Annotated in this window: 7 protein-coding genes; 5 read left to right on the top strand and 2 right to left on the bottom strand. The window is 66.3% G+C overall.

Features of this window, described 5'->3' with window-relative positions:
* Positions 1–400 precede the first annotated feature (400 nt).
* The 5 genes from BW994_RS14435 to BW994_RS14415 all read left to right on the top strand — a co-directional run bounded on the left by BW994_RS14435 (position 401) and on the right by BW994_RS14415 (position 6,203).
* Positions 401–1,891, top strand: a complete 1,491-nt coding sequence (locus tag BW994_RS14435) for a glycosyltransferase family 4 protein (protein WP_029312825.1) — start codon at positions 401–403, stop codon at positions 1,889–1,891.
* Positions 1,892–1,999: 108 nt separating this feature from the next.
* A complete protein-coding gene (locus BW994_RS14430) occupies positions 2,000–4,504 on the top strand; it encodes a helicase-related protein (RefSeq protein ID WP_029312826.1) in 2,505 nt (834 codons plus the stop codon).
* Positions 4,491–4,826: an RNA-binding S4 domain-containing protein gene (locus tag BW994_RS14425; RefSeq protein ID WP_081849158.1), complete on the top strand. Its 336-nt coding sequence runs from the start codon at positions 4,491–4,493 to the stop codon at positions 4,824–4,826. Before BW994_RS14430 ends, BW994_RS14425 begins: the two co-directional genes overlap by 14 nt.
* Before the next feature lie 44 nt (positions 4,827–4,870).
* On the top strand, positions 4,871–5,203 hold the full coding sequence (fdxA, locus tag BW994_RS14420) for a ferredoxin FdxA (protein ID WP_029312828.1): 333 nt from the start codon (positions 4,871–4,873) through the stop codon (positions 5,201–5,203).
* Between the two features lie 349 nt (positions 5,204–5,552).
* Positions 5,553–6,203, top strand: coding sequence for a CarD family transcriptional regulator (locus BW994_RS14415; protein WP_076454660.1), 651 nt, complete (start codon positions 5,553–5,555; stop codon positions 6,201–6,203).
* 89 nt (positions 6,204–6,292) lie between these two features.
* Here BW994_RS14415 and BW994_RS14410 read toward each other — a convergent pair whose 3' ends face one another.
* Entirely contained in the window at positions 6,293–7,057 is a 765-nt protein-coding gene (locus tag BW994_RS14410; protein WP_029312830.1) for an amino acid ABC transporter ATP-binding protein, read from the bottom strand.
* Complete coding sequence (locus tag BW994_RS14405; RefSeq protein WP_029312831.1) at positions 7,057–7,809, bottom strand: amino acid ABC transporter permease; 753 nt, start codon at positions 7,807–7,809, stop codon at positions 7,057–7,059. Before BW994_RS14405 ends, BW994_RS14410 begins: the two co-directional genes overlap by 1 nt.

The following is a 7,809-nucleotide window of genomic DNA, read 5'->3' as shown; positions in this document are numbered from 1 at the left end:
AAGCGCCAGCCCAGCTTCATGGACCAATACAAAATCAACCCCGACGGCAGCATCGACTTCACGCCCGAACAACTCCGCGAAATCCTCGGCCCACCCCCACCACCCGTGCCACCATGGCACCAGCCCTTCGTCCCCTCCTTCAACGTCAAAAAACTCTGGCGCAAGGGGCCATGATGTCGCACGCCTATTTCGTTACGATAACGTAATTACTATAGGCCGCATGGCTCTCTACGTGCCCCGACCCCGTGAAGCCTGCTATCGCCAGATCGTGAAATGAGCCAAACTGCTGTGCCAGTCGCCAGCGAAACAGCCATTCCGCAACCGGCCGCACAGGGAGATCATCACGACCGCGATCCTGATCACCAATATCGCGCTGCGCAACCGCACCGGTACCGAAGTCATGACGGCCGAGTTCGCGCTCGCCTTGCTCGCGCGCGGCCATCAGGTCGCGATCTACGCGCCCAGGCTCGGCGCCCTGGCCGAAACCGTCATGGCCAACGGCGTCCCGGTCACCGACCGGATCGACACGATCGGCTTCACCCCGGACATCATCCACGGCCACCACAACACCGCGCTCGCCGTCGCCATGGTCCGCTTTCCGGCCAGCCGGGTCCTGTTTGTCTGCCACGATTCCGCCATGGCCTATGATTCCCCGATCATCGATGCCCGCATCGGCGCCTATGTCGGCGTCGATCAGGCCTGTGCCGCCCGCCTGCTGGTCGAAGGTGCGCCGGCGGCGCACATCCATCTGGTGCCCAACGCGGTCGATCTCGCCCGGTTTCGCTGCCGCACTACCTTTGCCGCCGTGCCGCGCACCGCCCTCGCCGTCACAAAATCCCGCGCCCCCTGGCTCGCCGCGGTCCGCACCGCCTGCGCCGATGCCGGCATTCCCCTCACCGAAGTCGGTCCAGCGGTCGACCACAGCGTCGCCGACCTGCCCGACCGCATGGCCGCCAGCGATATCGTGTTCGCCTGGTCGCGCAGCGCCGCCGAAGCCGCGGCGACCGGCGCCTCGGTCATCCTGTGCGACGAATTCGGCTTCGGCGGATTGTTGACCGTGGCCGATGCGCAGGACTACCCCGACGGCACATTCGGCCGCCGCGTCCTGCCCAACCCGGTAACGCCCGAAGCCGTCGCCGCCGCCATCGCCGCCTGCGATCCGCACAACGCCGCACAGGTCGCCGCCATCGTCGCGCGGAAACTCTCGCTGGACGACATGATCGCCAGTTACGAAACCCTGTACGAGACCATCCTGGCGACCAGAATGCCCGACGCGCCTGCCGGCATCGCCGCGTTCCTCGAACGCGTCCTGCCCCGCTTCGACCTGCCGCCCGACCTGCACCGCACCGGCGCTGCCATCGAAGCCCGCCTGATCCGGCTCGATGCCTGGCTCGGCGGCCGCGCCCGGCTCGAACGGCTGATGCCCGTCGCCATCAGCTTCACCGCCGCGAGCCGCAGCCTCGGCCTGCTCGGCGAGGGCTGGGCCGCCGCCGAAGACTGGGGCTGCTGGACCATCGCCCCGGTCGCCACGCTGGACCTGCCGGTCGCGCTGATCGCCGAGTGGCACGGCCAGCTCAAAATCCGGTGTCATCATTATTTTCCGTCGGCCGAGCCGGCCGATACGGTCCGCTCGGTCGAGGTCAGATCGGCCGGCCGCCTGCTGGCGCGCTGGGATTTCCACCGCCGCGACTACGCCAAGCCGGATCGCCCCGCCCCGACCCTCGCGCTGCCGATCTCGCTCTGGCAGGGGATCAACGGCGCGATCCGCCTGTCGTTTCACATGCTGGCCCCGGCATCCCCGCTAGCCGCCGGCGAAGGCGACGACCCCCGCCGCCTGGGCCTCGCCCTGACATCGATCGGCAGCGCCGCCCCAAGCACGAGCCCCAATTGACAAAGTTTTTTTTGCTTCTTTTTTGTTCACAAAAAAGAAGGCCTAAACCTCCCCTGCCCAACCACCCCCCGGCCTTGCTTTCCGTCCAGAAATCGCCACACTCCCCTCATGTCCGGATTCGCCCCGCGTGTGAAAGCGGTGCTTGGCCCCACCAATACGGGCAAGACGCATCTCGCCATCGAGCGTCTGCTGGGCCATTCCTCAGGGATCATCGGCTTTCCCTTGCGTCTGCTCGCCCGCGAAAACTACGACCGCATGGTGAGCATCAAAGGCGCCCGCAACGTCGCTTTGATCACCGGCGAGGAAAAAATCGTCCCCCCCGATGCCCGCTGGTTCTCCTGCACGGTCGAGGCCATGCCGCTCGACCGGCCGGTGGAGTTCATCGCGGTCGATGAAATCCAGCTCTGCGCCGATGCCGATCGCGGCCACGTCTTCACCGATCGTCTGCTGAACGCGCGCGGCATGGTCGAGACCATGTTCCTCGGCGCCGAGACCATCCGCAAACTCCTCAAACGCTTGGTGCCCGAAGCCGAAATCGAAACCAGGCCGCGCCTGTCGCAACTCAGCTTCGCCGGTGCCACCAAACTCTCGCGCCTGCCGCCGCGCTCGGCGATCGTCGCCTTCTCCGCCGCCGAGGTCTACGCCATCGCCGAAGCGGTCCGCTCGCGCCGCGGCGGCTGCGCCGTCGTGATGGGCCGCCTCAGCCCGCGCACGCGCAACGCCCAGGTCGCCTTGTATCAGGACAAGGAGGTCGATTTCCTGGTCGCAACGGATGCGATCGGCATGGGTCTGAACATGGATGTCGATCACGTCGCCTTCGCCGGCCTCTCGAAATTCGATGGTCACCGCCCCCGCCCGCTCGCCGCCGCCGAAATCGCACAAATCGCCGGCCGCGCCGGCCGCGGCATGCGCGACGGCACCTTCGGCACCACCGGCCGCTGCCGCCCCCTGACCGATGATCTGGTCACCGCGGTCGAAGCCCATGCGTTCGAACCGCTCGAACAACTCGCCTGGCGCAATTCCACCCTCGATTTCACCTCGATCGAGGCGCTGCTCGCCAGCCTGCTCTCCGCCCCCGACCGCCAGGGCCTCACCCGCGGCCATGATGCGTCCGACCTGCTGACCCTGTCCTCCCTGTCCGGCGACCGCGCGATCAGCGACCGCGCCCGCACCCCCCGCGCCGTCCGCCTGCTGTGGGAAGCCTGCCAGATCCCGGATTTCCGCAAACTCGCGACCGATATCCACACCAAGCTGTGCGCCCGCGTGTTCCAGCATCTGCTCGACGATGGCGTGCTGCCCGAGGAATGGGTCGCCGCACAAATCGCGGTGCTCGGTCGGACCGATGGCGATATCGACACGCTGATGCAGCGCCTCGCGGATGTGCGCATCTGGGCCTATATCGCGGCAAGGGCGGACTGGGTGCGCAACGCCCTGGTCTGGCAGGGCCGCGCCCGCGAGGCGGAAGACCTCCTGTCGGATGCGCTGCATGAAAAACTGATGGCCCGCTTCGTCGATCGCCGCGCCGCCCGCATCACCCGCGGCCTCGATGCCGGCGAGCCCGCCGGCCTGATCTCGGCGGTCACCGGCGCCGGCGAGGTTGTGGTCGAAGGCCATCCGGTCGGCCGGGTCGATGGGTTCCGCTTCGAGCCGGATGCCACGATCGGCGGCGCCGACAAGCGCTTGGTCCTGCGCGCCGCCCGCCGCGCCCTGGGCGGCGAAATGCCGCGCCGGGTCGCCAAGGTCGAAGCCGCACCGGACGGTGCCTTCACCCTGCAACCCGATGGCGTGATCGCCTGGCAGGGCGCGCCGATCGCACGGCTGCGCCAGGGCAGCGCCCTGCTCGCACCCGCCATCGAAATCATCGACAGTGAATTCCTCGATGGTGCCCAGCGCGAAACCCTGCGCGCCCGCCTCGCCCGCTATGTCGATACGATCATCGCCCACGACCTGATGCCCCTGTTCGCCGCCGCCCGCGCCGCCGAGCAGAACCCGGCCTTGCGCGGCGTCGTCCACCGCCTCGCCGAACAGGCGGGCGTGCTGCCCGCCGCACCGATCGATGCGGCGCTGCGCCCTCAACTGCGCCGCATCGGCGTCCGCGCCGGCACCTTCGCGCTCTATCTGCCCGCCCTGCTCAAGCCCCGGCCGGCAACCCTGCGCGCCATTCTGTGGGCCGCGTGGCGCAAACGCTGGCTGCCGCCGCTGCCCGCCCCCGGCATGGTCTCGATCGCGACACCCGACTGGCCGGCCGGGCTCGCGAGCTTCATGGGCTGGCTCGATTGCGGGCCCCGCGCGGTCCGGCTCGACATCGCCGAACGGATCGCGGCCGATCTGCGCTACGCCGCCCGCCGCCGCCCCGCGCCGGTACCGCCGGGCCTCGCCTCGCGCCTCGGCATCGGCCAGGATGATCTGGCACCGGTGCTGCGCGGCCTCGGCCTGCGGCTGATCGCCGCCGAACTGCTCGACGACACCCAGTTCGGCCCGCCGCAACCGCCGCGCATCGCCATCGCCGCCCCGCGCAAGCCGGTGATCACCCCGCCCGCCGAACCCGCGCCGCCGCCGAACCCCGACCATCCTTTCGCGGTGCTCGCCGCCTATCGGCGTGAAGCCTCCTGATCCCCGCCAGGCGGCGCAGATCGAAGATGTCGGCTGGCAGCGGCTCGACAAATTCCTGTTCCATGCCCGCTTCGCCCGCACCCGCGCCATCGCCGCCACATTGATCGGCGCCGGCTGCGTACGGATCAACCGGCAGATGACCGAAAAACCCCACGCCAAACTCCGCCCGGGCGATGTGCTCACCCTGGCTTTGCCGCGCGATGTGCTGGTGGTGCGGGTCCGCAGCCTCGCCCATCGGCGCGGCCCGGCCGAGGAAGCGCGGCTGCTGTACGACGAGGTCAAAGAAGCCGGTTCCGGCCAATCTTGCGCAAATGCCATGTAGGGGGCATATCGCGGTTAAGTTTTTTCATGTCTCAGGAGTGCCCGATGACCTATGTGGTCACCGAAAACTGCATCAAATGTAAGTTCATGGACTGCGTCGAAGTCTGTCCGGTCGATTGCTTCTATGTCGGCGAAAACATGCTCGTCATCCATCCCGACGAATGCATCGATTGCGGCGTCTGCGAGCCGGAATGCCCGGCCGAAGCCATCGTGCCCGATTCCGACGACAAGGCGGCCGCCTGGCTCGAAAAAAACCGCGATTTTGCCCTCACCTGGCCGAACATCACCCGCAAGGGCACCCCGCCGGAGGATGCCGATGCCTGGAAAGACAAACCCGGCAAAGCCGAGCTGTTCTCCGCCGAACCGGGCGTCGCCTGACCGCCCGGCAGGGCAGCGTTCCCGACTCGACGTTTTTGTGATACTATCATGACCCTCTGCGGCATTTTCCGGCCGCATCCGTTCATCGACGAGGGTAATCATGACACAGGACCAGGCCGAGGCCGAAAAACCGGTGAAGCCCGCGCGCAAGGCAGCCGCTAAAGCGCCGGCGGCGACTGAATCATCCGCCGCAAAATCGACGCAAACGATCGATAAGCCCTCGACAAATCCGAAGGTCGCGCCGGCGCGCGCCCGGCCCGCCAAATCTGCTGAACCCGCACCGGAACCAGCCGCGACAATGAGACCCGCCGCGGTGCGTTCGATTTCAAAAAAAGGCGCCCCACCCGATATGACTGCCACACCCCAAGCCGCCGCCAAAACCGCCCCCGAACCCGATGACGAGATCGCCGTCGAATCCCCTGCCCCCAAGGAAACCCCCGCCGCCGTCGAGCGCGATGCCATGCCGCCCCCCGGCCCGCGCCCAATGCTGCCGCAACGCGCGATCGCCAAAGCGGAAAACTTCAAGGCCGGCGATCACGTGGTCTACCCGACCCACGGCGTCGGTAAGGTCGAGCGCATCGCCGCCGAAGAAATCGCCGGCCAGAAACTCGAACTCATCCACATCACCTTCGATGAAAACCGCATGACCCTGCGCGTGCCAGTCAACAAAGCCCGCACCGCCGGGCTGCGCAAACTGTCCGGCCGCAAACAGTTCGACGAAGTCCTCGCCGCCCTCAAAGGCCGCGCCCGCGTCAAACGCACCATGTGGTCACGCCGGGCCCAGGAATACGAAGCCAAAATCAACTCAGGCGACCCAATGGCCATCGCCGAAGTCGTCCGCGACCTGCACCGCAACGCCGGCCAACCCGACCAGAGCTTCTCCGAACGCCAGATCTTCGAGGCCGCGCTCGAACGACTGGCCGCAGAATACGGCGCCCTCGAAGGACTCGGCAAACAGGAAGCCATCGATAAACTGCTGTTGTTTTTGAAGAGCGAGTAAGGAAGGCGGGGGCTTTGCCCCCTCGACCCCCCACTAAGGGCTGAGCCCCTGGCCTTCCTTAACCGCCCGTCAAATCCAACCTCAGCCAATCAATGCCTCACTGCGAGCAAAGTGCGGGTTTTGGGGTGTGTGGGGGCGTTGAACAAGCGTTCGGGCGGGCCGTCTTCCACGATGCGACCCTGGTCCATCACGATGATGCGGTCGGCCACCTGGCGCGCGAAGCCCATTTCGTGGGTCACGATCATCATGGTCATGCCGTCCTGCGCCAGCCCACGCATCACGGCCAGCACTTCGCCGACCATTTCCGGGTCGAGTGCGCTGGTCGGTTCATCGAACAGCATCACGGCCGGCTCCATCGCGAGGGCGCGGGCGATCGCGACGCGTTGTTGCTGGCCGCCCGAGAGCGAGGCTGGAAAGTTGCGCGCTTTTTCCGCGAGGCCGACGCGCGCGAGCAGCCGCATTGCCCGTTCGGTCGCCACCGCCCGGTTTTCCCCGCGCACCCGCATCGGCGCCAGGATGATGTTGTCGAGCGCGCTCAGATTGGCGAACAGGTTGAACCGCTGAAACACCATGCCGACATCGCGGCGCTGACGCGCGATATTGCGCTCCCGATCCTCGATCAGCACGCCGCGCCGGTCCCGATAGCCGATCAGAAAGCCGTTGACCGTGATGCGTCCCGCCTCGATTTTTTCCAGATGATTGATACAGCGCAGCAACGTTGTCTTGCCCGAACCCGATGAGCCGATCAGCACCACGGTTTCGCCGCGCGTCACGGTGAAGCTGACGCCATCGAGGATCTTGTTCGGGCCAAAGAATTTCTCGACCCGCTCCGCCTGCACCAGCACGTCCGCCATCAGATGTGCTCGCCCTGCAGCGTGCCGATCACCGCCGTATCGCCGCGCGCGGCACCACGATCCATCCGCCACTCAACATAGCGCATCACCCCACCCCAGATCGATGTCAGAACCAGAAAATATAGCGCGAGCACCGAATAAAGCTCGAAGGTGCGAAACGTCGCGGAGTTGATCGTCTCGGTCACCAGCAGCATTTCGGAAACCCCGATCACGCTGACCAGCGTCGAGTTTTTCAGCATGATGTTGAACTGATTGCCGATCGGCAACAGAATGATCCGCAGCGCCTGCGGCAGCACGACGAAGCGCAGGATCTGCCCCGGCACCATGCCGAGCGATTTCGCTGCCTCGGTCTGGCCGCGATCCACCGCATCGATTCCGGCGCGGAAAATCTCGGCCATATAGGCGCCCTCGTTCAGCCCGAGTGCCAGAATCCCGGCCTGCACATTGCCCGAAATGGTGAACGGCCCGGCGATGAAATCATGAAACCGCAGAATTCCCGCTGCCGCGAGGCCGGTGTAGATGAACACGATCTGCACCAGCAGCGGCGTACCGCGCATCAGAAAAATATAGAACCGCGCTGGCCACATCAGGAATACCGAAGCCGAACGCCGCGCGAGGGCCATCGGCAGGCCGATCACCAGACCGATGACCTGCCCGCCGACGCTGATCAAAATGGTCAGCCATAGCCCCTGGATGAACGCGCCGTCGGGTTCCAGCAACTGATGCCAGAAATATGGCCAATCGAAATGCAT

Origin of the sequence: Acidiphilium rubrum, assembly GCF_900156265.1 — a bacterium.
In the GTDB taxonomy this organism is placed as follows: Bacteria; Pseudomonadota; Alphaproteobacteria; order Acetobacterales; family Acetobacteraceae; genus Acidiphilium; species Acidiphilium rubrum.
This window is presented reverse-complemented; position numbering and strand designations above follow the sequence as displayed.